Raw genomic sequence first — 24,557 nt, forward strand, 5'->3', positions numbered from 1 at the left:
CGCCGCAGATCGTCAGCTGACGACGCGTTCCAGGGCTTTCAGATCGGCTTCGAGCGCGCGGAAGAGCAGGTAGGAGCCGATGAAGGCGACGATGCCGCCGACGCAGAGCACCCGGACGGCGACGATCACGGCTGGGATATCACCGGGCGGGAGGAAGGTGACGCCCGCGACGGCGAGGAGGGGGACCGAGGCGGCCACCGCGAGGTACCAGGTGCAGCGGCGGCTCAGCTCGCGCAGCCAGGTGCTGTCGTCGGTGCTGATCTCGCCGTGGCGAAGGAAGATCGGGTAGATGCAGCGGACCAGGTAGAACGTGACGAGGAAGAACGGGTAGGCGACGGCGATCGCCCCGCAGACCAGCAGGGATGCGAGGAAATGGACCACGGCGTGGCCGGGGACATCGCCGGCGGCCAATTGCAGCGCGATCGGGAAGGTGAGTCCGGAGATCGCCCACAGCGAGAACACCACGATCACCACCCGGTCGCCGATGCGCAAGGTGTCGTGTCTGGTGCGGCGCAGAATCTGTGGGTCGTAACGGCGGCCATGGCGAAGGCCGCGCGGCACGGAGAGCACGAAACGGGCGAGGTAGATGAGCACCGCGGCCCCCAGCGGGAAGAAGACCACGTTCACGCCCGCCGTGATCACGACGAACGATTGCTGGGCCGACTCGCTGAGCCGACTCACCACCAGATTCTGGTTGTGCTGGATGTTGTACCAGGAGGCGAGGGCGTTGGGGATGCCGATCGCCAAGATCATCACCAGCAGCGGCCACTTGCGCCACACCATCCGCCAGCTGTTCGGCGGCGGGTCGACGAGGTCGCGGGCCCGGGCGTCCAGACACAGATCGAACTGCTTGGCCAGCACCGCGCCTTCGGCCCAGCGACCCGACCTGTCCGGGTCGAGGCAGGTCAGCAGCACCCGGCGCAGGGCAGCGGGGCAGTTCGCCGGAACCCGGTCGAGCGCGGCGGGATCGACGCCGCCGGTCCGTCGCTCGAGCATGGCCTCGAGGGTGGTTTCGTCGCCCCGGCCCTCGGCCGCGGCGGTGTCGTCGTCGAACGGCTTTGCACCGGTGAGCAGTTCCCACAGGACCACGCCGAGGGAGTAGATATCGCTGCGGGTGTCGAGGTCGGCGGCGGTGCGGCTGAGGCCGGGGTGACAGGCCTCCAGCTGTTCGGGCGACATGTAGGCCAGCGAACCGCCGAAGTAGGCCACCGGGCTGGTGCCCTCGACGGTGCGGCTGAAGCTGATGTTGAAGTCGGCGAGCTTCGGGACGCCCTCGGCGGTGAGCAGCACATTCGCCGGTTTCACATCACGGTGCAGCACACCGTGCGAGGACGCGTAGTCGAGCGCCTCGGCCAGCCGCCTGCCCAGCCAGGCCACCGTTTCCGGCCAGCTCAGGGCGGCGATCTCGGCGCGCACGCTCGAATCGGTCGGGCGGATCTCGCCCTTCTCCTCCATGGCGGCGTCCACGGCGTCGAGCAGCAGTTTGCCGCTGCGTTCGGCGGGTGGGGTCGCGCGGACCCAGCGCAGCAGACCGAGCAGGGTCCCGCCGGGCAGGAACTGCATGTAGAGCAGGCGCAGGCGCCGCGAACCCGAGGGCGCCGAGTCGGTGTCCATCAGTTGCTGGTCGAACACGCGCACGATGTAGTCGTGGTCGAGCTGGGCCAGCGTCTGCGGCTCGGTACCGCGGTCGGCGGAGATCTTCACCGCGACCAGACGCTGCATCGACGTCTGCCTGGCCAGGAAGACACGCGCGAAAGCACCGGAACCGAGCCCGGTGAGCAGCTCGAAATCGCCGATGCGCTGGCCGATCTCGATGCGGTCGAGCGGCTCGAACGCGCCGGGATTCGAGAGTGCGTCCGTCGACGACGTCGCGGCCGAGGTGGCGGTCGCGGTGAGGTCGAGCTGCGGGCGGGTCATCTGGGTACTACGAGTCGAGTCCGCCGTTTGGTTCATCGTCGCGTCGGGATCGTCGGTCCGGTGAGTGCTCTGGTCGAGTTCCTCGGTGTTGAGCAGGCCGCGCAGACTGGCCGCCTGCTCCGGGTACTCGCGCAGGCACTCGCGCGGGTCGACACGTTCGCCGCTGTGCCTGCGGATGACGAATTCCTCGAACACCAGCCCGGCGGGCAGCGTGGCAACGTCGAGTTCGGGGAACTCGGCGCAGTAGTTGACCAGCCGCTTGCGGTCGATGCCGGTGCCTGCGTGGTGCAGCCAGCGATGGCGCAGGTCGACCCGGATCAGCTCGTGCAGCGCCTGCGCGCGCAGGGTGGCCGCGTCGGGGAGGAACTCGGCGATGTCGGGCGGGCGTTCGTCGACCGCGCCCCACGCGGCGGCGAACGCCTCGACCATGTCGACGCGCACATTCGTGGCCCGACCGGCCGTTGCGTCGGGTTGTTCCCCGCTTCCGGTGTTATCGCTCATCAACCGACCTAAAGAGTTCGCGCGGATCGGTGCGAAATTCATTCCGCCACACCCACCGCCATCGCCGGAGAGCTGTACTTGAAATGATAACTTGCGCCTCTAGAGCTGATCACCCGAATTTCGACGACCATGCGACGGGGGCGAATCCGCAGATGAACGAAGACCTCACAGCGGTAGCATGGGAGTCCGTCGACGACGACGGCGTAACGGACGCTGAGGTGACGATGGACTCGTCTCGCCCTCCTGCCGACGAATACCCCATCGGCGGCCCCGCCGCGGCACTGGCCGCCCGGGTCCGTGCGGGCACCATCACGCCCGCCGACGTCACCGCCGACGCGCTCGCCCGCATCGGTTCGGAGAATCGCAAGATCAACGCCTTCACGGTGGTGCGAGCCGAGCGGGCCAGGGCCGAAGCGCGGGAACTGGCCGCCCGGCAAGACCTCGACGAGCTGCCGCTGGCCGGTGTGCCGGTGGCGGTGAAACAGAACATCGCGGTGGCGGGCGAACCGACCCGGGCCGGTTCGGCGGCCACCTCCGCCGAACCGGCGAGCGTCGATCACCCGGTCGTGGCCAGGCTGCGCGCCGCAGGCGCGATCGTTGTGGGGTTGACGGCGATGCCCGAGCTCGGTTTGTGGGCCAGTACCGACTCCGCGGGGTGCGTCACCCGCAATCCGCGTGATGTCGGCCGGTCGACGGGTGGATCCTCGGGTGGTGCTGCCGCGGCGGTGGCCGCCGGACTCGTGCCGATCGCGCACGGCAACGACGGTCTCGGCTCGATCCGGGTGCCCGCCGCGGCATGCGGGGTCTTTGGGATCAAGCCGGGTAGACACGTGGTGCCCGCGCAGATCGGCGCCGATTCCTGGGCGGGACTGGCCGAGAACGGTGTCCTCGCGACCACGGTGTCGGACGCGGCGCTGGCGCTGTCGGTGCTGGCAGGCCGTTCCGACCTGGCCGAACTACGCAAGCCGCAGCGACTACGCATCGGACTGGCCGTGGCTCCGCCGTCGCGTCTGGTCCGGATGGATCGGCATTGGACGGCGGCGGCGCGCACCGCGGGTGCGCGCGCGGCAGTGGCCGGGCACGAGGTGCAACCGGTGGAACTGCCCTACGGCGACACGGCGCTGTTGATGCTGCTGCGCTGGCCGAGTGCGGGCCTGGCCGACGCCGACACACTCGAGAACCCCGAACTGCTCCAGCAACGCACCAAACGTCACCTGGCGATCGGCCGGGTGATCCGGCGACTCGGCCTGGTCCGCCCCAGCCAGATCGACCGGACCGAAGCCAGGCTGCTCGAATTCTTCGAGGACTTCGACGTGGTGATCACCCCGACGCTCGCCGCGCCACCGCCCAAGGCCAGGCAGTGGAGCGGGCGCGGGTGGGCCGCGAATGTCGTGTCCTCGGCGCGCTACGCGCCGTTCACCGGACTGTGGAATCTGCTCGGCTGGCCCGCGGCGTCACTACCGATGGGCACCCATCCCGAAGCGCACACCCCGTTGGCCGCGCAGCTGGTCGGTCCGCCGGGCAGCGAGTCCACCTTGCTCGGTCTCGCCGCCCAACTGGAACTGTCGAACTAGACCGCGATCGGCTGCGGCTGCGGTGTCGGCTCGGAGAAACCACCGTCGACGGCGCGACCGGCGAATTCCAGAATGGTCGGGCGCGTGTCGTCGGCCCGCCATGCCACCGCCAGCTCACACGGGGTGAGACCGGCGACCGGACGCGCGGTGAGCCCGGGCCAGCGGTACATCGGCACGTTGTTCTCGGCCAGCAGGCACACGCCGAGGCCGAGGCTCACGGCCTCGAGCTTGTCCTCGGGGGTGGCCGCCTCGGCGCCGATCTTGGCCGCCTTGCCGCCACGGGCATCGTTGCCGAGCCAGAAGTCGCGGACCGCGCCCGCCTCGGTGGGCAGGGCGACGAAGGGCTCGTCGAGCAGATCGGCGAATTCGATGCTGTCCTGCTCGGCCAGCGGATGCGACTCCGGCAGCAGCACCCAGCGCGGCTCGGTGCGCAGCACCTGCCAGCGATAACGGTTGGGGTCGGGCAGCGGCAGCCAGACCAGCGACAGGTCGGCCTGTCGACCGGCCAGGCCACTGGAGGGGTCGTTCCACGACGCGGCGTGCAGGGCGAGGCGGTGACCGCTCGCGCTCTCGAGGTCGTTGAGCAGACCCCGGCCGAGCGCGGACTGGATTCCGACGCGCAGCACCTCGCCTGCTTCCTGGAGGGACACGTTGGTCACCTCCCACAGCTCGAGGATCTTGCGTGCGCCTTCGAGCAGTTCCTTACCGGCGACGGTGAGGGCGACACTGCGCTGGTTGCGGTCGAACAGGACCACGTCGAGCTGGCGTTCGAGCTGGCGGATCTGGCGTGACAACGTCGGCTGAGCGATATGCAGCCGCTGGGCGGCGTTCGTGAAATGCAGTTCCTCAGCGACGGCGACGAAATACCGCAGATCGCGCAAATGCGGGTCCATAGCACCTTGCTATCAGAATCGGTCGGGAAAATCCAGCCAAAACGGGCAAGGAAGTTCGCGGAAGTGGATCAAAACAGTCACCAGGTTGGTATCGCACAGCATATGGCCTGACATGGTGAGCTGCACCATCGGATTGTCTATTGTTCGTGGCGATCTGCCACCGAGTGGATCGACGTCATATCTGGGCGGCTGACCAGCGAAAATGCGTCGCTGTTCACATCACCTGCTCCGATGTGGGCCGCACCGCGCCGCTGTCGTGCGCGCCGAAAGGTGCCGCTGACCACGGCGACCGTGACCAGCAACTTCGTCGAAGTGATGTTAGTCACAAACAAGTTTCGAAGCGGCGAATCCGGCTGCGCACCAACAGGTGTCGCAGCCGGAATCGACTACTTGCTCTTCTTGAGACGCAGCACCGCGGGCAGGTCGATTCGGCGCATCCCGCGCGCACCGGCCGCCCGCATCGCCGCGACCGCGACGACCAGCTTGTTCATGTCGTAGGGGTACCAGAACAATTCCTTGCCCATGGTCGGCAGCTTCGGCTTCGTCATCGCCTGCGCGCGACAGTATTTCCGCAGCCCCGACGCGCCGCCCCAGCGTGCGCCGACGCCGGACAGACCCCAGCCGCCCATCGGCATCGCGGGATTGAACAGGTTCGAGAACACGTCGTTGATGTTCACCGCGCCTGTGTTCAGCTGTCTGGCCACGCGTGCGCCGCGCGCCTTGTCGCCGGTCCACACCGACGCCGAAAGCCCGTAGATCGAGTCGTTGGCCATCCGGATGGCCTCGGCCTCGTCGGCCACCTTCATCACCGGCAGCGTCGGGCCGAAGGTCTCCTCGGCGACGCACGACATCGAATGGTCCACATCCACGAGGACAGTCGGCTCGAAGAAGGTGCCGACGCCGGTGCGTTTGCCGCCGGTGGTCACCCGGGCGCCCGCCGCCACCGCCTCGTCGACGTGGCGCTGCACGATCAGCACCTGATTCTCGTTGGCGAGCGCGCCGACGTCGTTCTTCGACTCGCGATCGTCGGCGCCCTGACGCAAGGCGGCGACCGCGGCGGTGAGCTTGGTGACGAACTCGTCGTAGGCGGGTGCTTCGACGTAGACCCGCTCGACCGAGATGCACACCTGCCCGGCGTTGAACATGCCGCCGAAGGCGATGCCGTGCGCGGCGCGGTCCAGGTCCGCGTCGGCGAGCACGATCGCCGGGTCCTTGCCGCCGAGCTCGAGGCTGTAGGGCACCATCCGCTCCGCGCAGGTGGCCGCGATCTTGCGACCGGTCGCGGTGGAACCGGTGAACTGGATGTAATCGGCGTTCTCGACCACCGCCGCGCCGGTCGCGCCCGCGCCGGTGACCACCTTGAACACCGGCGGCGCACCGATCTCGGCCCAGCCGCGGGCCAGCTCCACCGCGGACAGGGGCGTCACCTCCGACGGCTTGAGGATCACCGCGGCGCCGGCCGCCAGCGCGGGGAACACGTCGATCGCGGGCATCGCGAGCGGGAAGTTCCACGGCGTGATCACTCCGACCACGGGATAGGGGCGGTAGGCCACAGTCAGCGACTTCACCCGCGCGAGCGGGCTGTGCGGCGACGGGTGCTCGTCGGCGAGGAACTTGCCCGCCCGGCGCGCGTAGTAGCCGAGAATGTCGACCGCGAACGCCGGATCGATGATCGCGTCGACGCGCGGCTTGGCGGTCTCGGATTGCAGCACCGCGGCCAGGTGCTCGGTGTTGTCGATCAGCCAGTCCTGCATCTTCAGCAGCCACTGCTTGCGCCCGGACGGCCCGATCGCTTCCCATTCTGGCTGGTAGAGGCGCAGTTCGCGGACCGCGGCCGCCACGTCGTCCGGTGTGGTGACCGGTACGGTGCCGACGAGGTCGCCCGTGGCCGGATTGTGTACTTCGATCACCGCGACGTCTTTGTCGAGTTCGCTCACTGGTCGTTCTCCTCGTGCGTCTGCTGAATTCGGTTCACCGACTATCGCGGCGCGGCCAAGAGGAAGTGGCGTGCCTGCTCAGACAATTAGAACACGTTGCAGTTCTGGATCGAGCTGATTCCTACGGTGCTTCGCTGGCCTCGTTCTCGCGCGCCGCGATCCGGCGCAGCGGTGGCTCGGTGGGCGGCGGGACCCGGCGATCGGGGAGTTCGGCCAGCAGTGCCGTGGTAGCCGCGGCGATGGCCGCGACAGCCTTGTCGACCGCGGGCTTCGTGGCGCTACTCAGGCCGGAGATGCCGCCGACTTTGCGCACATATTGCAAGGCGGCAGCGTAGATCTCCTGCTCGGTGGCGGCAGGCTCCAGACCACGCAAGACGGTGATATTTCTACACATGACAGAACCATAGACCTGTGAGGCATGACACGACAGGCGAAGAATAGGGGGATCTGAAAATCTCGTGATGCACGTGAGATTCGCACGCCACCCGTGATCGCGGTCACGGCACTAGACTCGGCCGCATGCCTGCCAGGGGAGTACCAGCGCTGACCACTTTTCCCTACCCGGAACTGGACGAGCGCGAAGAAGATCACTGGTCGGGTGCGGGGGTGAGCGACGACGAACTGCGCGCGCTCGCCCTCGGCGCCTTCTACTCCACCCGCTGGGACGCCTTCCACGACGCGATGTTGCTCGGCCCCGAGCGTGAACACCCGCTCGGCGACCGCCGCGAACTCGCCATCGACACGCTCACCGGCGCCTGGGGCATCACCGACGGCACCGAAGCTCGCGCCTCGATGGAACAGCTGCTCGAAGGCATGCACGCGCCGTTGTATTCGCTGGTGCATCCGCTGGTGATGGCCTCGGTCAACGCCAGCGAGCGCGACCGTTTCGGTGAGCGGGCCGACAAGCAGCGCGCGTTCCTGCGGCAGGTCGGTTCGTTTCGGGGGATGGACAATCCCGAGGCGCTGGTGCGCGACTACGACATCTGGGCCCAGGCCATCAAGATCGGCTTCACCGATCATCTCTCGCGCCCGTTACCCAACGACATCCACGCCTGGGATCTGGCCCGCGTCGTCGCGGTGGCCCGCATGGCGTTCACCGCGGGCTACATCGACGCCGACGTGGCGTGGGAATACTGCATGCGCGCGCTGGTGCCCGCGCAGCGCCGCTACCGCAACTGGCGCCAGTTCGGCGACGCCTACCTCACCGGCTGGACCTACTGGCAGGCCACCGAGGACCTCGCCGAACTGAAGAACGGCGGCGTCGACCGCCGGATGGAACTGGTGCGACTATGGACCCGGCCCACCAGCCCGTGGCGGCGGATCGAACTCAACGAACCGGAGCAGAAGGCGGAAACCGAAGCGGCCGAACCGAATTGAGCATTCGGTCCGGCCACCGGCACTACAGGCTGCGCAGGATACCGCGGCCGTAGCGCTGGAATTGCGTGTCGTCGACCATGCCGAGCGAATGCCGCTCGACCAGTAATTCCCATTCCGCGTAGAGCTGGTTGACACCGGGGTCGGCGGGACCGGCGGCGCCGTCGGCGGCCTGCCTGCGGATGGCGAAATTCACCGCGCAGGTGACCCGTTCGGTGTCGGCGCGATCCACGCCCGCGAAATGCAGCGTGCGATTGCCGTCATTGATATCGATGCCCGATCCGCCGTGGCGCGTATCCACCTCGCCGGGCGCCGAGCGCGCGCCTTCGACGGTGCGGGCGCCGAGAATCGCGGCCACCGCCAATTCGAAGGCATAGCGCTCGCCGCTGCCGATGGAGATGAACAGCACGCGGGAAGTGGTCGCGGCGAGCAGGCCGATGCCCGATCCCGCAGGCGGGGCGGCAACGGCGATGGCCGTTTCCAAGACGTATTCGTCGGGCGTGACATACCGGTTCAGCGCGGTGACGGCCGAACGCGCGTCCTTGCGCGGCGCCATCCGGCGCACGGCGCGCTCGACATCGGCGCGGGTGGGACCCGACTTGCCCCACTCGGGAGCGGGCGGGGTGAGATCCGGCGCGGCCACGTCGATGCGCTGGGTCACCATGATCTGGTCGTTGATCCGGTCGACGATGCCGAGGGCGGCAGGCACGTCGTGCTCGGCGATGAGCACCGGAAGGGGAGTGCGGTCGGCGGGAACGCCGGTGAGGACCGCCGTGGGATAGCGCAGGTAGATCTCGATCACCACCGCTTCGTCGGCGCGCCGATTGAGGCGCACCTTGAGCAGGTCGGCAATGGGAACGTCGAGAACACGTTCGCCGTCGGTACCCGGCCGGAGGACGACGAGCCGTCCACCGCCGTGGCGCAGAATCGCTGTGGGTGTTCGTAGCTCGACGATGTCTATACCCCCTGCGCTGTAGTTGTGTCGTCGCCCACGATAAGGCGGGCATGACATGATTGTGGCCACTTGCCACAACCCGGTCGGAGCGTTCGGGAACCTCTTGCGTTCTCCGGCCGTTTACCAGTGCAACTGCACCAGCAGCCGAACTGCGCGATGTATCGAACTAGACCGTACGCGGTAACGTGGCATGTCCGCATCCGAAACCCGCCGATCTCGACGCTTCGCAAGCACACCCGGAGTAATAACCGGAAAGGACTGGGCCGTCCGGCCGACGCTCTATGAACCGCAAGACAGTGTTTCGCACCTTGGCGATCATCTCGGGCATCATGCTCATGATCTGGCTGTTCAGCTTTCTCAGCGATGACACGCGCGGTTGGGAGAGTGTCGACACTTCCGTTGCGCTGGCCCAGCTCGAGGACAAAGCGAACGTCAAGAACGTGCAGATCGATGACAAGGAGCAGCAGCTCCGCATCGAACTGAACAACGGCAACGAAGCCACGAGCAACAACGCCAAGATCGTCGCCAAGTACCCCAGTGGTGGGGAGAACTCCGCGCAGGTCCTCGACGCCGTGCAGAAGTCCGGCGCCCCGTACGACACCGTGGTCAAGCAGGAGAGCTGGCTGTCGCAGCTGCTGCTGTTCATCGTGCCGATGGTGCTGCTGGTCGGCCTGTTCATCTTCGTGATGTCGCGCATGCAGGGCGGTGGCCGTGGCGGAATGATGGGCTTCGGTAAGTCGAAGGCCAAACTGCTGACCAAGGACATGCCCAAGACCACGTTCCAGGACGTGGCCGGTGCCGACGAGGCCGTCGAAGAGCTCTACGAGATCAAGGACTTCCTCCAGAATCCGGCCCGCTACCAGGCGCTCGGCGCGAAGATCCCCAAGGGCGTGCTGCTCTACGGGCCGCCGGGAACCGGTAAGACGCTGCTGGCCCGCGCGGTCGCGGGCGAGGCCGGGGTGCCGTTCTTCACCATCTCCGGTTCGGACTTCGTCGAGATGTTCGTCGGTGTCGGCGCCTCCCGCGTGCGCGACCTGTTCGAGCAGGCCAAGCAGAACAGCCCGTGCATCATCTTCGTCGACGAGATCGACGCGGTCGGCCGCCAGCGCGGTGCGGGCCTCGGCGGCGGTCACGACGAGCGCGAGCAGACCCTCAACCAGCTGCTGGTCGAGATGGACGGCTTCGGCGATCGCTCCAACATCATCCTGATCGCGGCCACCAACCGGCCCGACATCCTCGACCCCGCGCTGCTGCGCCCCGGCCGGTTCGACCGGCAGATCCCGGTCGGCAACCCCGACCTGGCCGGTCGCCGCGCGATCCTGCGGGTGCACTCGGCGGGCAAGCCGATCTCGCAGGAAGCCGACCTCGAGGGTCTGGCCAAGCGCACCGTCGGCATGTCCGGCGCCGATCTGGCCAACGTGATCAACGAGGCCGCGCTGCTCACCGCCCGCGAGAACGGTTCGGTCATCACCGGCGAATCGCTCGAGGAATCGGTCGACCGCGTGATCGGTGGCCCGCGCCGCAAGAGCCGCATCATCAGCGAGCACGAGAAGAAGATCACCGCCTACCACGAGGGCGGCCACACCCTGGCGGCGTGGGCGATGCCCGATATCGAGCCCGTCTACAAGGTCACCATCCTGGCCCGCGGCCGCACCGGCGGGCACGCCATGACGGTGCCCGAGGACGACAAGGGCCTGATGACCCGCTCGGAGATGATCTCCCGGCTGGTCTTCGCGATGGGTGGCCGCGCCGCCGAGGAACTGGTGTTCCACGAGCCCACCACCGGCGCGTCCTCCGATATCGACCAGGCCACCAAGATCGCCCGCGGGATGGTCACCGAATACGGCATGAGTGCCCGCCTCGGCGCCGTGCGCTACGGCCAGGAGCAGGGCGACCCGTTCCTCGGCCGCTCGATGGGCGTGCAGGCCGACTACTCGCACGAGGTCGCCCGCGAGATCGACGAGGAGGTGCGCAACCTCATCGAGGCCGCACACACCGAGGCATGGTCGATCCTCAGCGAATACCGCGAGCAGCTCGACGCCTTGGCCACCGCGCTGCTCGAACGCGAGACGCTGCACCGCAAGGATCTCGAGACGATCCTGGCCGGTGTGGAGAAGCGTCCGCGGATCACCGCGTTCAACGATTTCGGTGACCGGCACCCGTCGGACAAGCCGCCGGTGAAGACGCCGGGCGAGCTGGCCGTCGAGCGCGGCGAGCCGTGGCCGCCGGTGCAGCCCGCGCCGGTGCCGGTGCCCAACGGTGCACCGCCGGTGGAGCCCAACGGCTACCCGGGTCAGCCCTACGGCCAGCCCGCACCGCCCGCGGCCGGTTACCCGTTGCCCGCCGCGCCGACCCAGGCGTTCCCCCGGCAGTCGGGCACGCACGGTTCGCGGCCCGATTACGGCGCACCGGCCGGCTGGTCGGCTCCGGGTTGGCCGCCGCGCGAGGAGCAGCAGCAGCCGCAGCAGCAACAGCCGCAGCAGCAGCCCCAACCGCCGCAGGACCAGGGCAGTGCCTGGGGCAGGCCCGAGCAGCAGCAGCCGCGGCACGCCAGCGATGGTTTCCAGCCGTGGGGTGCCCAGCCGCAGCCGCCGGTGCGTGACGCCGATCCGGAGAACAAGGAGTGGGAAGGGCCGAACGGCCGCCACTGACCGGGGGCCAACTACGCTCGGAGGTCGAATGCCGAACAAGTACCGGCATTCGGCACTGGTTCTCGGATCACGCTCGGCCGTCGAATGTCGGGTGGTCGCCGGCTTTCGGCTCTCGTTCTCGGCCCGCCCGCCTCTGGACTGAGCGGAGAACAGGGCCGAGAACCCGCGGCGCCAGCCGCAAATATCACGGAGGTGCGGAGAAGTTGTCGGCCAACAAGCAGGAACTCGATCCGGCAGGTGAGCTGGGTGCGACCAGTCCGTCGGTGCTGACGGCGCTGGCGACCGGTTTGCCGTTCGATCAGGAGCGCGCCGAGAACGCGGTGCGCGAGCTGCTGCTCGCGGTCGGTGAGGATCCCGACCGTCCCGGCTTGCTCGACACGCCCGCGCGGGTGGCGCGTGCTTACCGGGAGATGTTCGCCGGGCTCTACACCGAGCCTGACGCGGTGCTCGCGACCACCTTCGACGAGGGTCACCAGGAACTCGTGCTGGTTCGTGACATCCCGATGTTCTCCACCTGTGAGCATCACCTGGTCTCGTTCCACGGCGTCGCGCACGTCGGCTACATCCCCGGCTCGCACGGCCGGGTGACGGGGCTGTCGAAGCTGGCGCGCGTGGTCGATCTCTATGCCAAGCGCCCCCAGGTGCAGGAGCGGCTGACCAGCCAGATCGCCGACGCGGTGATGCGCCGACTGGATCCGCGCGGCGCGATCGTGGTGGTCGAGGCCGAGCACCTGTGCATGGCCATGAGGGGAATCCGTAAGCCCGGCGCCAGCACCACCACCTCGGCGGTGCGCGGCCAGCTGCAAACCGACTCCGCCTCGCGAGCCGAGGCGCTGGACCTGATCCTGCGCAAATGAGCCAGCCACTGGTGACCGCCCGTGACCACCGCTCCTGCGTGGTCATGGGTGTGGTCAACGTGACCGCTGATTCTTTCTCCGACGGTGGTCGCTACCTCGACCCCGAACTCGCGATCGCGCACGGTGTGGAGCTGTACGAAGCGGGCGCCGACATCGTCGACGTGGGTGGTGAATCCACCAGGCCGGGGGCCGACCGGGTCGACCCGGCCGCCGAGGCCGCCAGGGTCGCTCCGGTGATCCGCGGACTGGTCGCCGCCGGGGTGCCGACCAGTGTCGACACCATGCGCGCCGAGGTCGCCGAGGCCGCGCTGGAGGCGGGTGTCTCGGTGGTGAACGACGTCTCCGGCGGCCGTGCCGACCCGAACATGGTGAAAGTCGTCGCCGAAGCGGGCGTGCCGTGGATCCTCATGCACTGGCGGGCGGGCGCCGACTACCGCCATACCGGCCCCGCCGATCACTACGACGACGTGGTCGCCGAGGTGAACGCCGAACTCTGCGCCCAGGTCGACCTGGCTGTCGCCGCGGGGGTCACCCCGGACCGGCTGATCCTCGACCCCGGCCTCGGTTTCGCCAAGAACGCCGAGCACAACTGGGAACTCCTCGCCGCTCTCCCGGAACTGGTGGCAGGCGGTTTCCCGATCTTGATCGGCGCCTCACGCAAGCGTTTCCTCGGCGCCCTCCTGGCCGACGAAGCCGGCCCACGCCCGCCCGACGGCCGCGAAACCGCCACCGCCACCCTGTCGGCCCTCGCGGCCACCCATGGCGCCTGGGGCGTGCGCGTGCACGATGTCCGGGCTTCCCTGGACGCCATCGCCGTCGTCGATGCCTGGCGTCGAGCAGCCGACGCTCGATCGGCCGCTGGGCGCACGCCGTGAACGTCCTCGCTACCCGAACTGCCGCAGGCGTCCGAGTCACCCTCCGAGGAGTTGTCCGATGAACTTGCCCTTGCTGCCGCCGCCCGCGGGCAGACCCGCCTCGTCGAGGATCGAGCTGCGCGGCCTGCGTGCTTTCGGCAGGCACGGAGTGTTCGATTTCGAGCGTCGTGACGGTCAGGAATTCGTCGTCGATCTGACGGTGTGGGTCGATTTCGCCGCGGCCGCCGCGTCCGACGACCTCGCCGACACCGTCGACTACGGCGCGCTCGCCGAGCGTGCCGTGCGCATCGTGACCGGTCCGCCGCGCGATCTGATCGAAACAGTGGTCTCCGAGATCGCCGACGACGTGATGGCCGACCCGCGGATCGAGGCGGTGGAGGTGGTCGTGCACAAGCCGTCGGCGCCGATCCCGCACACCTTCGAAGACGTGCGCGTGGTGGCCATCCGGTATCGCACGCAGGCCCCGGAGCCGCGCCGATGACTCGCGCGGTGCTCTCGATCGGCTCGAATCTGGGCGATCGGCTCGCGCATCTGCGCAGCGTGCTCGACGCGCTGGGGGAGCGGGTCGTGGCGGTGTCGCCGGTCTACACGACCGCGCCGTGGGGTGGCGTCGACCAAGACGATTACCTCAATGCTGTTGTCACAGCGGAAGATCCGGCCTTCGACGATTACGCCTGGCTGCGTTTCGGTCAGGAGCTCGAGCAGGCGGCGGGCCGCGTGCGCGAGGTTCGCTGGGGTGCGCGCACCCTCGATGTCGATGTGGTCCAGTGCGCCGACAGCACCGGCACGGCGATCGCCCGCGACACCGATCCGACGCTGATCCTGCCGCACCCGCAGGCCCACAACCGGGCCTTCGTCCTCATCCCGTGGCTGGCTGTCGAGCCGTCCGCGCACCTTGTCGTCGACGGGGCCGCGCGCCCGATCGCCGAGCTGCTCGCCGGACTCGACCAGTCCGAGAAAGACGGCGTGGTCCGTACCGACCTGGTGCTACGCGAGGAAAGCGCCGGCTCGTGCTGAAACCCACCCGGGTACTCGACCTCGCGCTGAACGTGGTGGTGGCCGCCGCGGTCGCCTGGGTCGCCACCCGGTTCGCCTATTCCAGCTTCCCGTCGATCTCGGTGGCCGCGGGCGCCTCGCTGCTGCCGGTCGCCGCGATCGAGGCGGCGCTCGGCTTCGCGATCAAGGCCAAGATCGCCGATGAGCAGATCGGCGACGGATCGGGCCAGATGCATCCGATCAACGTGGCCAGGGGTGTGGCGCTGGCGAAGGCGTCGTTGCAGGTGGGTTCGCTGGCCGCGGGTGTGTGGCTGGGTTTCCTGCTGTGGGTTTTCCCACAGCGCGGGACCGTCACCGCCGCCGCTACGGATTCGCCGGGTGCGGTGGTCGGCCTGCTGGCCGGTTCGGCCCTGGTTGCTGCGGCTTTGTGGCTGGAGTATTGCTGCCGGGCACCCGAGGACCCGACCGACGACCCCGCTACTACATAGCAACTTGCGAATGGAATCTCCGTAGCCTTTGGTGGGCCGACCAGCCGATTCCGGCTACCCTGGCCCTCATGGTTTCACCCTCCCGCAGCACGGCGCCCCGACGACGGCGGGACGACGCGGGAAAATTCTTCGTCGGTTTCCTCATCCTGCTCGGTCTGACCGCCAGTGTTTTCCTGATCTTCAGCGAAAACGTCCAATACGTGCGGATCGGCCTGGTAGCGGCCCTGTGGGCCGCGGTGATCGGCGCGCTCGCGGCTACCCGCTACCGCAAGGACGCGGCCGTCGACAAGGCGAAGGTGCGCGATCTGCAGACGGTGTACGAGTTGCAGCTCGAGCGTGAGATCAACGCGCGCCGTGAGTACGAGATGGGTGTCGAGGCGCGGGTGCGCGCCGAAGTCGGCGCCGACTCCTCCGAAATCGCCGCGCTGCGCGCCGAGCTGACCCTGCTGCGCCAGAATCTGCAGGTTCTCTTCGACGGCGCCCTGCTCGACGAGCAACCTGCGCTGCAGGCCGATGCCGTGCGGATCGACGCGTTGCCCGCCGGTGGCTTCAATGCCTTCGACGAGCCCGACCACGATTTCGACGTTAGCCCCGAGGATGCCACCGCCGCCTGGTTCGGCCCGTGGCAGCAACCGCCCAGCGCACTGAAACCTGTCTTCATGCAACCGGTTTCGGCCAATTTCGCCGACCCGTACGACGACCCGGTCACCGCCGAGACCTCGGCGGTGCAGCTCGACGAGTACGCCGAAACCCAGCAGTCGACCGCCCCCGCGCAGCCCGCCGCACCGACCACGTCATCGGGAAAGACGCCGCCGCCGCGCCTGTCCTCGCCGAACACCCGCCAGGTGACGGAGACGGTCCTGCCGGCCGAGCCCACCGCCAACGGCAACTCGGCCGCTGCCCCCGAGCCCACCCCGGCGGCGGCCGAACCGACTCCGGCACCGGTCGCCGCGGCCGAACCTGTCCCGGCACCTGTAGCGACGGCCGAGCCCACCCCGGAGCCCGCCCAGCCCCCGGCCACCCGCCCCGAGAAGGCCCCCTCGGTGGGCACCAGCTCTCGTCGGCGCCGCCGCGCCGAAACCGAGGGCACCGCCCGGCTGTCGGTGGCAGACATCATGGCCAACCTCGAATCGGAGTCCACCGGCTCCGCTTCTCCGCGTACCTAGCTGGTCGCAACACCGACGACAGCCGGCTCGCCCACCGGCAAACCCTCGGCCGCGTCCACCTGTCACCACGCACCTGGGTCCGGCCTGAATACACGGAGTGGCGGACCAGGTGAGCGCTAGATCACGGTGGGGGCGTGTGGCGGTCCTCGAGTAACTCCCTCTATTCTCGAAGCGAACGTCTGGTACCCGCACCGCGGGACTGGAACGCAAATCGAGAGGACAACGTTGACCTCGAGAAGTGTCAACCCTGATGGCGCAAACACGAGTGGCGACTCCGTGCCCGCACGAATGGATCCAGCGCCCGCACGACTGACGGTGGGAATCGTCTCGGCGGGACGAGTGGGTTCCGCACTCGGCGTAGCGCTCGAGCGAGCCGGCCACGTGGTCTTCGGTGTCGCCGCGATCTCCGACGCCTCGGTGCACCGCGCCCGTACTCGGCTGCCCGAAGCCCAGGTGCTGCCGATCGAACAGATCGCCCAGCGCAGTGAACTGCTCCTGCTCGCCGTGCCCGACGCCGAACTGGCCGGGCTGGTCCGCGGCCTCGCCGGTGCGAACGTGGTCCGCCCCGGCACCATCGTCGTGCACACCTCCGGCGCGAACGGCGTCGCGATTCTCGAACCGCTGACGAAGCAGGGTGCGCTCGGCCTCGCGATCCACCCCGCCATGACCTTCACCGGCCACGACGAGGACATCGCCCGGCTCGCCAATGCCTGTTTCGGCGTCACCGCCGCCGACGAGGTCGGGTACGCCATCGCACAGGCGCTGGTGATCGAGATGGGTGGCGAACCGGTTCGCGTCGAGGAAGATCAGCGTTCGCTCTATCACGCGGCCCTCGCCCACGGCAGCAATCACCTGGTCACGGTGATCGTCGACGCCGTCGCGGCCCTGCGCGAATCCCTCTCCGGCCCCGGTCTGCTCGGCCAGCCGCTGGTCGACGATCAGCCCGGCGGCCTCCCCGAACGGCTGCTCGCCCCGCTCGCCTCGGCCGCACTCGACAACGCCTTGCGTCGCGGCCAGGCCGCGCTCACCGGTCCGGTCGCCCGCGGTGATGTCGACGCCGTCGCCGCCCATCTCGCCGCGCTCGAGCAGGTCGACGACCGCTTGGCCGAGGCCTACCGAGCCAATTCGTTGCGCACGGCCCAACTCGCCCACACCGATCCGGCACTGCTGGAGCTCCTCGCCAAGGAAGGCCACTGATGGAACCCCGAGAAGTGCATCACCACCAGGGTGGCGCTCGCGCGACCGGCGCTTTCAAGGCGGGCGTGCTCACCGTGCACCACAACCCCGAGGTGCTCGACACGGTCGCCAAGGCCCTGCGCGGCGCCGGTCGCACGGTCGGTTTCGTGCCGACGATGGGCGCGCTGCACGAGGGGCACCTCGCGCTGATCCGTCAGGCCAAGCTCAACAACCAGGTCGTGATCGTCTCGATCTTCGTCAACCCGCTGCAGTTCGGCGCGAACGAAGACCTCGACGCCTACCCGCGCACTCTCGACGCCGACCTCGAACTGCTCCGCACCGAGGGCGTCGACCTGGTTTTCGCGCCGACGGTTTCCGATATGTACCCGGACGGCATGCGTACCACGGTCCAGCCGGGTCCACTCGGCGCCGAGCTCGAAGGCGGCACCAGGCCGACGCATTTCGCGGGCATGCTCACCGTCGTCGCGAAGCTGCTCAACATCACCCACGCGTCCGAGGCGTATTTCGGTGAGAAGGACTACCAGCAGCTCACGCTGATCCGGCAGATGGTGCGCGACCTGAACATGGACGCGAAGATCGTGGCCTATCCGACGGTTCGCGAGCCCGACGGCCTCGCCCTGTCCTCGCGCAACCGCTTCCTCGACGCCACCCAGCGCGAGTCGGCGCTGGCGCTGTCGGCCGCGCTCGCCGCAGGCCGTCACGCCGCCGGCCTCGGCGCGGAGGCGGTTGTCCAGACCGCTCGCTCGGTTCTCGACGCGGTCGACGGCCTCGATGTCGACTACCTCGAACTGCGCGATGCCAACCTGGGTCCGGCGCCCACCGCGGGCAACGCCCGCCTGCTGGTCGCCGCCAGAGTCGGCGACACCCGCCTGATCGACAACGCTCCCGTAGTACTCGGCGCCCAGATCGACGGGCATCCCGACGCGAACTCCCTCCCTGCCTCGCAGGCGCACTGAAAGGCGACGACGATGTTGCGCACCATGATGAAGTCGAAGATCCACCGTGCCACCGTGACCCATGCCGACCTGCACTATGTCGGGTCGGTGACCGTCGACCAGGATCTGCTCGACGCCGCCGATCTGCTCGAGGGTGAGCAGGTCTGCATCGTCGACATCGACAACGGCGCCCGCCTCGAGACCTATGTGATCGCCGGCGAGCGCGGTTCGGGCGTGATCGGCATCAACGGTGCCGCCGCCCACCTCGTGCACCCCGGTGACCTGGTCATCCTCATCGCCTACGGCCAGATGGACGAGGCCGAGGTCCGCGAGTACGACCCGAAGGTGGTCTTCGTCGACGACCACAACCGTCCGGTGGAGCTGGGCAGCGACCCCGCGCACGCACCGGAGGGCTCCGGCCTCACCTCGCCGCGCTCGCTGTCGTTCGTCTGAGCCGGGCGGGGGACCCAGGACCATGCTGCTGACGATCGACGTCCGCAACACCGGAATCGAGCTCGGCCTGTTCTCCGGTAGTGGCGACCACGCGACACTGGTGCGGCACTGGCGGATTCACACCAATCCACTGATCACCGCGGACGAGTTCGCCATGCAGGTGCGCGGTCTGGTCGGCGACGATCTCGATCAGATCGCCGGTGTCTCGGCGTTGTCGACCGTGCCGCCGGTGCTGCGCGAACTGCGCGCCATGCTGGCGCGCTATTGGTCCCATGTGCCGCATGTGCTGGTGGAACCCGGTGTGCGAACAGGCATTCCGTTGCTGGTCGACAATCCGAAGGAAGTCGGCGCCGACCGCATCGTCAACTGCCTTGCCGCGTTCCGTAGTTTCGGCGGGCCCGCGATCGTCGTCGATTTCGGCACTGCGATCTGCGTCGACCTGGTCTCGGCCAAGGGGGAATTCCTCGGCGGCGTGATCGCGCCCGGGGTGGAGATCTCGGCCGAGGCGCTGGTGGAACGCAGTGCGATGCGTCGCGTCGAGCTGGCACGGCCGCGTTCGGTGGTGGGCAAGAACAGCATGGAATGCATTCAGTCCGGCGCGATCTTCGGGTTCGCCGGGCTGGTCGACGGGCTGGTCGACCGCATCCGCGACGAATTCGACGCGTTCGCGGGCACCGATGTCACCGTCGTCGCGACGGGGGCGGGCGCACCGCTGATCGTGCCGGAGTCGGAAACCATCGACCAGCACGTCCCGCATCTCACGCTCACCGGCCTGCGCCATGTCTACGAGCGCAACAAAAAGTAGTGTCTGCTAAACTAGCGCTCGTGATCTTCCGTGTGAGCATCCAGGAGTGTTGTCGAGGCTAATCTGCCTCGACCGTTCGAGGCTGACGTTTTCCCTCGACCGTTTTCTCACCTCCTGGAGATGCGCTCATGCGTTCTTCTGTCCTTTCCCTTCCGTCCGCGCGCGACGAGTACTCCGCGACGCCCCCGCTCGACCGGGCGATCGCCTCGGCGTTGCCGACCCGGTTGCGGCCCGCTGACCTGCTGCGACTCACCGACGAAGGCGCCGAAGACGTCCTCTCCGGTCGCTACGACCACCTCCTGCCCGCCGACGGTATCTGGCCGGCCGACGAGCGCTGGGCGACCCGCCTCTCGCACGACGACGAGGTCGATGTCTGGCTGATCAGCTGGACGCCGGGCAAATTCACCGATTTGCACGATCACGCCGGTTCGCTCGGCGCCCTGACCGTGCTGAGTGGCGCCCTTTCGGAATACCGCTGGAATGGCACGGAGTTACGCAGGCGCACGCTCGCCGCGGGTGATCAGGCGTCGTTCCCGATCGGCTGGGTGCACGACGTGGTGCGCGCGCCCGCCGCCGCCGAATCCGTCGGTCCGCTCGATCCCACCTTGAGCGTGCATGCCTATTCCCCGCCGCTGTCGGCGATGTCGTATTACGAAGTGACCGGCCACGGAACGTTGCGCCGAACCAAAACCGTCCTCACCGACCAGCCCGAAGGTGATCTGTGATGAGCCGTTTGACGATTGATCAGATGCTCGAGAACGCTCGCGCGCGATTGCACCGGGTGTATGTGTACGACGTGGCCGCCGCGCTCGAGCGTGGCGCGATTCTGGTCGACATCCGGCCGGCCGCCCAGCGGGTGCGCGAAGGTTCGCTGCCCGGCGCGCTGGTGATCGAGCGAAATGTCCTGGAATGGCGGTTGGATCCGACCTCGTCGGCTCGGTTGTCCCTCGCCGTTGATCACGACGTGGAATGGGTCGTCTTCTGCTCGGAGGGGTACACGTCGAGTTTGGCGGCGGCCGCGTTGCAGGAGCTGGGGTTGCACCGGGCCACCGATGTGATCGGTGGATACCAGGCGTTGAAGTCGGCGGGGTTGTTGACCGTGGGCGTCGGCGTCCCGCATTTCGCCCGTGAGGTCGACGCGCTGGCTTCGCTGTAGGGGGTCGACGTCCGCGAGTTCGGTTGTCCACGAGGCGAATCAGAGGTCGTCACGGGCGGTGTGTGTTTCAGTTATGTGACGTTGATTGCATCTCGCGGGGGAATGGTCGGTGTGGGCCGGGGTTTGCCTCTCGTTCTTTGTGGGCGGGAGTAAATCCATTTCGGGGTGCCGCTAATGTTGTCGAACGTGAGCACTCCTAACCCCGCCGCACCCGGCCGCGCCGCCACTTCCGCTGTGGACATCGATGTTCCCGAGCAGATGCGGATTCGCCGGGACAAGCGCGAACGGCTGCTCACCGAGGGTGGTGAGGCCTATCCGGTGGTGGTGCCACGCACCCACACCCTGGCCGAAATCCGTGCCGCCTACCCGGATCTGGAAGCCGACACTCAGACCGGTCTGCAGGCCGGTATCGCGGGTCGCGTCATTTTCGTCCGTAATACCGGCAAGCTGTGCTTCGCCACGCTGCAGGAAGGCGACGGCACCAAGCTGCAGGCGATGATCAGCCTCAACGGTGTCGGCGCCGACGCGCTGGCGGCGTGGAAGGCCGATGTCGACCTCGGTGACTTCGTGTTCGTGCACGGCGAGGTCATCTCCTCGCGTACCGGCGAATTGAGCGTGATGGCCGATTCCTGGTCGATGGCGGCCAAGTCGCTGCGCCCGCTGCCGGTGGCGCACAAGGAGATGAACGAGGAGTCGCGCGTCCGTCAGCGCTATGTCGACCTGATCGTGCGCCCGGAGGCCAGGGAAATGGCCCGTACCCGCGTGAACGTGGTCCGTGCGCTGCGCAACGCGCTCGAGCGCCGCGGCTTCCTCGAGGTCGAGACCCCGATGCTGCAGACCATCCACGGTGGCGCTGCCGCGCGCCCCTTCGTCACCCATTCCAATGCGCTGGACATGGATCTCTTCCTGCGCATCGCGCCGGAGCTGTTCCTCAAGCGGTGCGTGGTCGGCGGGCTGGAGAAGGTCTTCGAGATCAACCGGAACTTCCGCAACGAAGGCGCCGACTCCACCCATTCGCCCGAGTTCGCGATGCTGGAAACCTACGAGGCCTACGGCACCTATGACGACTCGGCGACGATGACCCGGGAATTGATCCAGGAAGTCGCGCGCGAGGCATTCGGCACCCTTCTGGTGACGCTTGCCGACGGCACTGAATATGATCTCGGAGGCGAGTGGACCACCGTCGAGATGTATCCCTCGCTGTCTGAGTCGATCGGTGTCGAGGTCACTCCGGAAACCACTGTCGAGGAATTGCTCGCGCTCGCCGATCGGGTAGGTCTGGAAATTCCTTCGGACAAGGGCTACGGTCACGGGAAACTGGTCGAAGAACTATGGGAACACGCGTATGGCGACAAGCTCTACGCGCCGACTTTCGTTCGCGACTTCCCGGTCGAGACTTCACCGCTGACCCGTCAGCATCGCAGCAAGCCCGGCGTCACCGAGAAGTGGGACCTCTATGTTCGCGGCTTCGAGTTGGCAACGGGCTATTCGGAACTGGTAGACCCGGTGATCCAGCGGGAACGCTTCGTCGACCAGGCCAGGTTGGCCGCGGCGGGCGATGACGAGGCCATGGTGCTCGATGAAGACTTCCTCGCCGCGATGGAACACGGTATGCCGCCGACCACCGGAACCGGTATGGGAATCGACCGGTTGTTGATGGCACTCACGGGTTCGGGAATCCGGGAAACGATCCTGTTCCCGATTGTGCGACCCACTAGTCGCTGACCAGTGAATTCACGGGGTGAAGACCCCGTGTTGGAAATTTCGCATTTCGGGGTATTCTTGCCTCGGGTATTCGGCCTGGAGGCAGGCTTGACGATTTCGAGAGGACGTTCATCTCATGGCAAAGAAGGTCACCGTTAGCCTGATCGACGATGTCGACGGTGAGTCCATCGCGGACGAGACCATCGAGTTCGCTATCGATGGGGTGTCGTACGAGATCGATCTGTCGGACGCAAATGCGGCGCGCCTGCGCGAAGGCCTGGACGAGTGGGTCGCCAACGCCCGCCGTGTGAGTGGCCGTCGTCGGGTGAAGGCTGCCGGTGCACCCGCGCCGCAGGGCAAGAGCCGTGTTTCCATGGACCGCGAACAGAGCGCCGCAATTCGCGAATGGGCACGCCGTAAGGGTCACAAGGTCTCCGCCCGCGGTCGTATCTCGGCGGAAATCACCGAGGCATACAACAAAGAGGTCGGCAAGAGCTGAGATATCGGCGGCGCGGGCGCCGCGTGGTTCGCGGCCCCGCCGGTCCCGCTGTTGAGGCACCGTTGCTTGCTCCTTCGTCGCGTACGCAACGGCACCTCAACAGCGGGACGGCCGCGAACGGCAGGCTGCGCCTGCCTGCCCCTCCTCGAGGTCGGGGCGTACGGGATTGCGTTGGCGGGGAAAACGAGGGAACGAAGGGCCCGGGTTGTGCCGGGTGCGGGGAACAAGGGGCCCGGGTTGTCCCGGGTGTGGGGTCTCGGGACGTAGACTGATGGCCGTGCACAAGGTGTTTCGAGTATCCGGCGGTGTCGCGCAGTGAGTTCCTTCCTGCGGTATACCGACGACACCGGTAAGCAGCATGAACTGGCCCTGGAGGCCGGGCAGCAGCGTGTCACCATCGGGCGCAATGTGCAGGCCGACCTGGTGCTCGCGTGGGACGCCGAGGTTTCCCGGCTGCACGCCGCGGTCGAACATCTCGGTGCGCACTGGACCATCATCGACGACGGACTGTCGCGCAACGGCACCTTCGTCAATGGCGAGCGGCTGGTCGGGCGGCGCCGGCTGAGTCCCGGCGACCGGATTCGGGTCGGGACCACGCTCGTGCATTTCTTCGATTTCGGCGGTGTGGTGGATGACGCGACGCATACCGCGTCCGGGTCCATCCCCACGATGCGCTCGCTGACCGAGACCCAGCGCGCGGTGCTGGTCGCGCTGTGCCGTCCGTACAAACACGGCACCGGATTCGCGACGCCTGCCTCGAACCAGCAGATCGCCGAGGAATTGTTCCTCTCGATCGATGCCATCAAAACCCACCTGCGCGCCTTGTTCGCGAAGTTCGGGGTGGAAAATCTGCCGCAGAACCAGAAGCGCACCCGATTGGCCGCGCTGGCGATGCAGAGCGGCCTGATCTCCGACCACGATCTGTGAGTGCGACGGTCGCGTAGGTCGGTGAGCGTCTGAACTATGTCGCGGATCCGGTCTGGGCGGTTGACTTACTCGTATCACCGGAGCGCGAGATCGAAGCTCCGGACCACGAGTCAGGAGACATCACATGTTCGCAGTTCGGATGGCCACCATGGTGCTGGCCCTGCTCAGTACCGGACTCATCGCCGGCGTGTTCTACGCCTACGCGATCTCGGTGATGCCGGCGCTGGCCCGCACCGATGACCGCACGCTGATCGACGTGATGCAGAAGATCAACGTCGTGATCATCAACCCCTGGTTCATGTTCGGCTTCATGGGCACGGTCGGTTTCACGGCGCTGGCGGCCGCGCTGCACCTCGGTAGGGAACAGCGTTCGACACTGATCTGGATCGGAATCGCGTTGGCGCTCAACGTGATCGCGTTCGCGGTCACCGCCGGCTTGAACGTGCCGCTCAACGACGCGCTCGCCGCGGCGGGTGATCCGGCGTCGATCGCCGACACCGCCGCCGTCCGTGCGGATTTCGAGGCGACCTGGGTTCGCTGGAATATCGTCCGCGCGGTGCTGCACAGTGCCGCGTTCCTGGTGCTGTGCGGCGCGCTGTTCGCCGCGGGCGTGCAGCAGGGTAAGTCCAGTTCGGCCACCGACGTGGCCGCGGCACCGGTGCCGATGGTTTACGGCCGGTAGTGCCACGCGATCACT

Annotated in this window: 24 protein-coding genes; 19 read left to right on the forward strand and 5 right to left on the reverse strand. The window is 67.7% G+C overall.

Annotation, left to right across the window (positions count from 1 at the left end; genetic code table 11):
• Window positions 1–12: 12 nt before the first annotated feature.
• On the reverse strand, window positions 13–2,418 hold the full coding sequence (locus ACWDXS_RS31960; RefSeq protein WP_378990766.1) for a protein kinase domain-containing protein: 2,406 nt from the start codon (window positions 2,416–2,418) through the stop codon (window positions 13–15).
• Between the two features lie 224 nt (window positions 2,419–2,642).
• On the opposite strand from ACWDXS_RS31960, the gene ACWDXS_RS31965 reads away from it, so the two are divergent.
• Window positions 2,643–3,992, forward strand: coding sequence for an amidase (locus ACWDXS_RS31965; RefSeq protein ID WP_378990765.1), 1,350 nt, complete (start codon window positions 2,643–2,645; stop codon window positions 3,990–3,992).
• Here ACWDXS_RS31965 and ACWDXS_RS31970 read toward each other — a convergent pair.
• The 3 genes from ACWDXS_RS31970 to ACWDXS_RS31980 form a co-directional block, all read right to left on the reverse strand.
• Complete coding sequence (locus ACWDXS_RS31970; RefSeq protein ID WP_378631508.1) at window positions 3,989–4,885, reverse strand: LysR family transcriptional regulator; 897 nt, start codon at window positions 4,883–4,885, stop codon at window positions 3,989–3,991. The two genes, ACWDXS_RS31965 and ACWDXS_RS31970, sit on opposite strands and share 4 nt — an antisense overlap.
• Before the next feature lie 386 nt (window positions 4,886–5,271).
• A complete protein-coding gene (locus ACWDXS_RS31975; protein ID WP_449971503.1) occupies window positions 5,272–6,822 on the reverse strand; it encodes an aldehyde dehydrogenase family protein in 1,551 nt (516 codons plus the stop codon).
• A gap of 121 nt (window positions 6,823–6,943) precedes the next feature.
• Complete coding sequence (locus ACWDXS_RS31980; RefSeq protein ID WP_378990763.1) at window positions 6,944–7,216, reverse strand: DUF2277 domain-containing protein; 273 nt, start codon at window positions 7,214–7,216, stop codon at window positions 6,944–6,946.
• Between the two features lie 125 nt (window positions 7,217–7,341).
• On the opposite strand from ACWDXS_RS31980, the gene ACWDXS_RS31985 reads away from it, so the two are divergent.
• Window positions 7,342–8,199, forward strand: a complete 858-nt coding sequence (locus tag ACWDXS_RS31985; protein WP_062991379.1) for a DUF1266 domain-containing protein — start codon at window positions 7,342–7,344, stop codon at window positions 8,197–8,199.
• A 22-nt stretch (window positions 8,200–8,221) separates the two neighbouring features.
• Here ACWDXS_RS31985 and ACWDXS_RS31990 read toward each other — a convergent pair whose 3' ends face one another.
• A complete protein-coding gene (locus tag ACWDXS_RS31990; protein WP_378990762.1) occupies window positions 8,222–9,208 on the reverse strand; it encodes a hypothetical protein in 987 nt (328 codons plus the stop codon).
• 224 nt (window positions 9,209–9,432) lie between these two features.
• Here ACWDXS_RS31990 and ftsH point away from each other — a divergent pair, with 224 nt between their 5' ends.
• The 17 genes from ftsH to ACWDXS_RS32075 all read left to right on the forward strand — a co-directional run bounded on the left by ftsH (window position 9,433) and on the right by ACWDXS_RS32075 (window position 24,542).
• The gene (gene ftsH / locus ACWDXS_RS31995; protein WP_378990761.1) at window positions 9,433–11,802 is read left to right on the forward strand and encodes an ATP-dependent zinc metalloprotease FtsH; all 2,370 of its coding nucleotides are present in this window, start codon (window positions 9,433–9,435) and stop codon (window positions 11,800–11,802) included.
• A 242-nt stretch (window positions 11,803–12,044) separates the two neighbouring features.
• The gene (folE, locus tag ACWDXS_RS32000; protein WP_378990814.1) at window positions 12,045–12,659 is read left to right on the forward strand and encodes a GTP cyclohydrolase I FolE; all 615 of its coding nucleotides are present in this window, start codon (window positions 12,045–12,047) and stop codon (window positions 12,657–12,659) included.
• A complete protein-coding gene (folP, locus tag ACWDXS_RS32005) occupies window positions 12,656–13,534 on the forward strand; it encodes a dihydropteroate synthase (RefSeq protein ID WP_378990760.1) in 879 nt (292 codons plus the stop codon). Before folE ends, folP begins: the two co-directional genes overlap by 4 nt.
• 58 nt (window positions 13,535–13,592) lie before the next feature.
• Window positions 13,593–14,015 carry a dihydroneopterin aldolase gene (gene folB, locus ACWDXS_RS32010; protein ID WP_449971509.1) on the forward strand — a complete coding sequence of 141 codons (423 nt, stop codon included), beginning with the start codon at window positions 13,593–13,595 and terminating at the stop codon, window positions 14,013–14,015.
• On the forward strand, window positions 14,012–14,551 hold the full coding sequence (gene folK, locus ACWDXS_RS32015) for a 2-amino-4-hydroxy-6-hydroxymethyldihydropteridine diphosphokinase (protein WP_449971512.1): 540 nt from the start codon (window positions 14,012–14,014) through the stop codon (window positions 14,549–14,551). The genes folB and folK overlap by 4 nt, the downstream gene beginning before the upstream one ends.
• Window positions 14,545–15,018, forward strand: coding sequence for a DUF3180 domain-containing protein (locus ACWDXS_RS32020; RefSeq protein ID WP_378990757.1), 474 nt, complete (start codon window positions 14,545–14,547; stop codon window positions 15,016–15,018). Before folK ends, ACWDXS_RS32020 begins: the two co-directional genes overlap by 7 nt.
• A gap of 68 nt (window positions 15,019–15,086) precedes the next feature.
• A complete protein-coding gene (locus tag ACWDXS_RS32025; RefSeq protein ID WP_449971517.1) occupies window positions 15,087–16,184 on the forward strand; it encodes a DUF6779 domain-containing protein in 1,098 nt (365 codons plus the stop codon).
• 288 nt (window positions 16,185–16,472) lie between these two features.
• Window positions 16,473–17,381 carry a Rossmann-like and DUF2520 domain-containing protein gene (locus ACWDXS_RS32030; RefSeq protein WP_378990813.1) on the forward strand — a complete coding sequence of 303 codons (909 nt, stop codon included), beginning with the start codon at window positions 16,473–16,475 and terminating at the stop codon, window positions 17,379–17,381.
• Entirely contained in the window at window positions 17,381–18,337 is a 957-nt protein-coding gene (gene panC, locus ACWDXS_RS32035) for a pantoate--beta-alanine ligase (RefSeq protein ID WP_449971520.1), read from the forward strand. The genes ACWDXS_RS32030 and panC overlap by 1 nt, the downstream gene beginning before the upstream one ends.
• A gap of 12 nt (window positions 18,338–18,349) precedes the next feature.
• Window positions 18,350–18,769 (forward strand): aspartate 1-decarboxylase, encoded by a 420-nt coding sequence (gene panD / locus ACWDXS_RS32040; RefSeq protein WP_357370408.1) that lies wholly within the window; start codon window positions 18,350–18,352, stop codon window positions 18,767–18,769.
• Between the two features lie 22 nt (window positions 18,770–18,791).
• Window positions 18,792–19,574 (forward strand): type III pantothenate kinase, encoded by a 783-nt coding sequence (locus ACWDXS_RS32045; protein WP_378990754.1) that lies wholly within the window; start codon window positions 18,792–18,794, stop codon window positions 19,572–19,574.
• Window positions 19,575–19,702: 128 nt separating this feature from the next.
• The gene (locus ACWDXS_RS32050) at window positions 19,703–20,299 is read left to right on the forward strand and encodes a cysteine dioxygenase (protein ID WP_364584063.1); all 597 of its coding nucleotides are present in this window, start codon (window positions 19,703–19,705) and stop codon (window positions 20,297–20,299) included.
• The gene (locus tag ACWDXS_RS32055; protein WP_378990753.1) at window positions 20,299–20,730 is read left to right on the forward strand and encodes a rhodanese-like domain-containing protein; all 432 of its coding nucleotides are present in this window, start codon (window positions 20,299–20,301) and stop codon (window positions 20,728–20,730) included. Before ACWDXS_RS32050 ends, ACWDXS_RS32055 begins: the two co-directional genes overlap by 1 nt.
• Window positions 20,731–20,988: 258 nt before the next feature.
• Window positions 20,989–22,455: a lysine--tRNA ligase gene (lysS, locus tag ACWDXS_RS32060; protein ID WP_378990810.1), complete on the forward strand. Its 1,467-nt coding sequence runs from the start codon at window positions 20,989–20,991 to the stop codon at window positions 22,453–22,455.
• Window positions 22,456–22,570: 115 nt separating this feature from the next.
• The gene (locus ACWDXS_RS32065; protein WP_067454241.1) at window positions 22,571–22,933 is read left to right on the forward strand and encodes a histone-like nucleoid-structuring protein Lsr2; all 363 of its coding nucleotides are present in this window, start codon (window positions 22,571–22,573) and stop codon (window positions 22,931–22,933) included.
• Window positions 22,934–23,248: 315 nt separating this feature from the next.
• On the forward strand, window positions 23,249–23,860 hold the full coding sequence (locus tag ACWDXS_RS32070) for an FHA domain-containing protein (protein ID WP_101464728.1): 612 nt from the start codon (window positions 23,249–23,251) through the stop codon (window positions 23,858–23,860).
• Window positions 23,861–23,984: 124 nt separating this feature from the next.
• On the forward strand, window positions 23,985–24,542 hold the full coding sequence (locus tag ACWDXS_RS32075) for an anthrone oxygenase family protein (RefSeq protein ID WP_378990752.1): 558 nt from the start codon (window positions 23,985–23,987) through the stop codon (window positions 24,540–24,542).
• The last annotated feature ends 15 nt before the right edge of the window (window positions 24,543–24,557 follow it).

Source organism: Nocardia sp. NPDC003183, assembly GCF_053590715.1.

Bases quoted from the DNA above. Each gene is read 5' to 3' on its own strand.
- ACWDXS_RS31970 (WP_378631508.1), bottom strand. From the start codon at position 4,885: ATGGACCCGCATTTGCGCGATCTGCGGTATTTCGTCGCCGTCGCTGAG.
- panD (WP_357370408.1), top strand. From the start codon at position 18,350: ATGTTGCGCACCATGATGAAGTCGAAGATCCACCGTGCCACCGTGACC.
- ACWDXS_RS31980 (WP_378990763.1), bottom strand. From the start codon at position 7,216: ATGTGTAGAAATATCACCGTCTTGCGTGGTCTGGAGCCTGCCGCCACC.
- panC (WP_449971520.1), top strand. From the start codon at position 17,381: ATGGAACCCCGAGAAGTGCATCACCACCAGGGTGGCGCTCGCGCGACC.
- ACWDXS_RS31990 (WP_378990762.1), bottom strand. From the start codon at position 9,208: ATGTCATGCCCGCCTTATCGTGGGCGACGACACAACTACAGCGCAGGG.
- ACWDXS_RS32030 (WP_378990813.1), top strand. From the start codon at position 16,473: ATGGATCCAGCGCCCGCACGACTGACGGTGGGAATCGTCTCGGCGGGA.
- ACWDXS_RS32050 (WP_364584063.1), top strand. From the start codon at position 19,703: ATGCGTTCTTCTGTCCTTTCCCTTCCGTCCGCGCGCGACGAGTACTCC.
- ftsH (WP_378990761.1), top strand. From the start codon at position 9,433: ATGAACCGCAAGACAGTGTTTCGCACCTTGGCGATCATCTCGGGCATC.
- ACWDXS_RS31960 (WP_378990766.1), bottom strand. From the start codon at position 2,418: ATGAGCGATAACACCGGAAGCGGGGAACAACCCGACGCAACGGCCGGT.
- ACWDXS_RS32025 (WP_449971517.1), top strand. From the start codon at position 15,087: ATGGTTTCACCCTCCCGCAGCACGGCGCCCCGACGACGGCGGGACGAC.
- folB (WP_449971509.1), top strand. From the start codon at position 13,593: ATGAACTTGCCCTTGCTGCCGCCGCCCGCGGGCAGACCCGCCTCGTCG.
- ACWDXS_RS32055 (WP_378990753.1), top strand. From the start codon at position 20,299: ATGAGCCGTTTGACGATTGATCAGATGCTCGAGAACGCTCGCGCGCGA.
- ACWDXS_RS32065 (WP_067454241.1), top strand. From the start codon at position 22,571: ATGGCAAAGAAGGTCACCGTTAGCCTGATCGACGATGTCGACGGTGAG.
- ACWDXS_RS32075 (WP_378990752.1), top strand. From the start codon at position 23,985: ATGTTCGCAGTTCGGATGGCCACCATGGTGCTGGCCCTGCTCAGTACC.
- folP (WP_378990760.1), top strand. From the start codon at position 12,656: ATGAGCCAGCCACTGGTGACCGCCCGTGACCACCGCTCCTGCGTGGTC.
- ACWDXS_RS32045 (WP_378990754.1), top strand. From the start codon at position 18,792: ATGCTGCTGACGATCGACGTCCGCAACACCGGAATCGAGCTCGGCCTG.
- folK (WP_449971512.1), top strand. From the start codon at position 14,012: ATGACTCGCGCGGTGCTCTCGATCGGCTCGAATCTGGGCGATCGGCTC.
- ACWDXS_RS31965 (WP_378990765.1), top strand. From the start codon at position 2,643: ATGGACTCGTCTCGCCCTCCTGCCGACGAATACCCCATCGGCGGCCCC.
- ACWDXS_RS31985 (WP_062991379.1), top strand. From the start codon at position 7,342: ATGCCTGCCAGGGGAGTACCAGCGCTGACCACTTTTCCCTACCCGGAA.
- lysS (WP_378990810.1), top strand. From the start codon at position 20,989: ATGCGGATTCGCCGGGACAAGCGCGAACGGCTGCTCACCGAGGGTGGT.